The sequence below is a fragment of the Streptomyces sp. NPDC005483 genome, assembly GCF_040606035.1.
In the GTDB taxonomy this organism is placed as follows: domain Bacteria; phylum Actinomycetota; class Actinomycetes; order Streptomycetales; family Streptomycetaceae; genus Streptomyces.
Genome location: NZ_JBEXEA010000107.1, coordinates 1 through 3,061, shown reverse-complemented (window position 1 = coordinate 3,061; position 3,061 = coordinate 1). Strand labels below are relative to the sequence as shown.

2 protein-coding genes are annotated in these 3,061 nt (G+C 66.2%); both read right to left on the bottom strand.

Going from position 1 to position 3,061, the window contains the following annotated elements; translation table 11 throughout:
• Positions 1-10: 10 nt before the first annotated feature.
• The gene (locus ABZT06_RS50375; RefSeq protein ID WP_355756642.1) at positions 11-1,648 is read right to left on the bottom strand and encodes a hypothetical protein; all 1,638 of its coding nucleotides are present in this window, start codon (positions 1,646-1,648) and stop codon (positions 11-13) included.
• Between the two features lie 41 nt (positions 1,649-1,689).
• Entirely contained in the window at positions 1,690-2,358 is a 669-nt protein-coding gene (locus tag ABZT06_RS50370; protein ID WP_355756640.1) for a hypothetical protein, read from the bottom strand.
• Positions 2,359-3,061 lie beyond the last annotated feature (703 nt).

The following is a 3,061-nucleotide window of genomic DNA, read 5'->3' as shown; positions in this document are numbered from 1 at the left end:
TTCGGCTACCTCACCCCAGCCGAGACCAGGCAGCGGCAGCAACACGCCCTCGCGGCATAACCATCGAGTGTCCAGGATCACGGGGAAACTTCAGCCCTGCCGGTTCAACCGCGCGCCAGTGAAGCGCGCCTAGGAGCCGGCCGAGGAGCTCTTCGTCGTCTGGCCAACGCTGCATCAAGGCCAGGGCACGGCCGGTGAAGTGCGGATCGGTGGAGAAACTGGCGCCCAGCCCGACCCACAAGAGAGCTTCGTCCCGGCTGCGAGGATCCAAAGGCGCACCGTGCTCGGTCAGCGTCTGCCAGGCCTGCTCGGGCATGGCTCGGCCCGCGTAACACTTGACCAGGGCCCATCGGGCGTCGGAATCCAGGGGGTCGAGGGCGAGCAGTTTCAAGGCTGCGTCCGTCGCCTGGTCCATTCGCCCCTCGGCCGACTCAACTTCAACGAGCAAGGCGTACATGCGCCCCTGACCCGCCCAGTCGGCCCCGGCCATCCGCAGCGCCGCGTCCGCGCACTCGCGCGCGCGTGCGTAGGCCCCGGCCTCGCGGAAGGCTCCAGCGGCCATGGCCATCAATCGGACATCGCGCCACTGATGGGCGCCGTCCTGCAGAGTCTGAGCTGCCAACGGGATGTCACCGGCGCGGTGGTAGCGCTGGGCGAGCTTGAGCACGATCATGGGGCTTCGGGCCGTGTTGGCACGCAACACGGCCAGCTCGTCGCCAGGGCGGCCCCGAAGTGCCCGGGCAAGCAACTCGATCTCGGCGACGGCTTCGGGAAACCCGGGCTTGAGGTGCTCGAGGTCCGGGAGGTCAGCTCCCGCCTCGGCCAGGCCCATGGCTGCCGTCAGTTGTTCCGGTTCAGTCTGTGCAGCCTCCCAAGCCTGCAGCCACAGACCCCTTACCTGGGGGTTCTCGGTGTCACCGTCCAGGCGCAATTCCGCCATCACCGCCATGACCTGGGCTTTGGTGAACGCATTGGTCATCCCGGCCAGCAGCTGTTGAGCCTTCTGCTCTCGGCCCGACATGGCCGCGACGAGAGCGGTCTGCTCCCGCAGCCTGTCGTCAGCCGCCTCGCGGGGTAGGGCCTCGCCCTCCGGCTGCGGCTGTGTCAGGCTCCACGCCGAGGACAGGTCTCCGCACAACACGGCAGCCTGCACGGCCAGGACTGCTGCTTCAGCGCTGTCTCCGTACCAGGTACGACGGCTGTTCCGAGCCCGAACCGCTACGGCCAGAGCCTCCTGGGCATCGGCCAGCTGATTGGGAGTGCGGCTGTGCACGGCGTGTTGCAACAACGCTGTGGCCAAGCGGATGGAAACGCCTGTGAACATTCCTTCCCGGTCCGCAGCCCTCAGCAGTGTCAGTGCCTCGCTCTCCCGGCCCGTTCTCGTCAGGGCCTCGGCCTCAAGTTGAACCCGCAACGCCTCCGCCAACGCGTTGTGTGGTTCCCACTGGCCCAGATGTTGGATGCACCCGGCCCAGTCCTCGTCGAGGTAGCCGCGCAGCGCCTCCAGCAGCGGTGATGCTGTGTCCTGGTGCTCTAGGAGGTACTCCCGAGCCTCCTGCTCTGTGTTGGAGCCGGCTTGCATTGCCACCCGGGCCAACAGGAAGTCCCGGGGGTGTCCGCCTTCGTGCAGGCAACGTTCGAAGAACACCCGGGAAGCACGCGGCGCGCCGTAGTCAGCAGCCAGTTGACCTAGCCAACCAAACGCCTGGGCAGGCGCCTGCCGCAGCCAGGTTGGATCTTCAACGGCCCACCCTTGCAGGACGGTCCACGGGCCGTCTCCGCCTCCGTCAGTACATTCACCACCGTCTCGACGGCCGGCCATACCACAACCAAGCGCCGTGCCTCCTGCGACGACCACGGGCTGAGGGTGTGCAGAGCAGTATCGAAGCTCGTACGGGCGTCAAGGCGATTCAGGACGTCATTGCGCAGATCGAGGACCGCCTCACGGGTCCTGCTCCCGTCCTCCACGGTGATGTGCTGTCCCCACTCGCCAGTGACGAGCGCTGCCTCTTGCGGCTTAGCCGAATGTACGTACTCCTCCATCACGATTCGCAGCACCCGTAGCGCATCTGACCGGCGCTGCGCGGCGTCGTCTCCGGGAATCAGGAAAACCAGCCGATCAGCTGCCTGTTCGAGGGACCGCTCGGTGCACTGCCGCACTTGCTGCGCAGTGTCCTGCCGTGACAGCCAGATGCGGAGCGACTTGGGCGTGATGGGGATCCCGGCCGATGACGCCTTTTTGGCCGCAGCTCGTGCCACTCGCCGGACACGCGTGAGCTTTCCTAGCCGGTTCGTGGCGAACCTGCTGGCCGCCGGACCAATGATCTTGGCCAGCGCCGCAGGTGAAATCGGATCCACGCGGCCCTCCCTGATATGCAGCGCAACCGTCACAGGCGGCACGTGCGCGGCATCCGACTCTACTGTCCGGCACTGACATTGATGCTGATACTCAGGTTCCGGTGGCTGTGGCTCGGGTACTGACGGAGGTCATGCTGGGCTGTCGTGCGGTTGGTCTGTCAGATGATCAATTCAGGCCAGGCTCTCAGCGATCAGTAGTCCCTGAAGCATCCAGACCTCCTTGATGTCGGTGTCGTGAGGCTAACGTCCCTTCCCGGGGCGCTTGTTGGGGCAGTAGCTGGGCCGTTCGTGACGGCCTGGTGGTTGGCGTTGATCAGCCGGTCCAGCAGTGACTCGGTGACGACCGGGTCGGGGAAGAGGAGAGATCCAGTCGCTGGGAGCCTGGTTGCTGGTGATGATCAGCGATCGGTCCGGCCCTGTAGCTCGCTGACGAGTTCGTAGAGGTCGTCGGCCTGCGGTGCGGTCAGCTGACGCATGGCGAAGTCGTAGCCGGGGTTGGTCATGCCGCCATCGTTGCGCGCGGAGCGGCTGCGTGCAGGTTGTCCTGGCACCGGCGCCGCGCGGACGCATCAGCTGGCAGGGTGCTGCGCAACGTCATCGCGCAGCACCCTCAGACGCCATCCGCTTTCCGAACGTGATCGTTTGGTTCGGGGTGGGTGGGCATGAACTCCGGCTGGCGGCGGGAGAGATGGGCGTGGTTCGT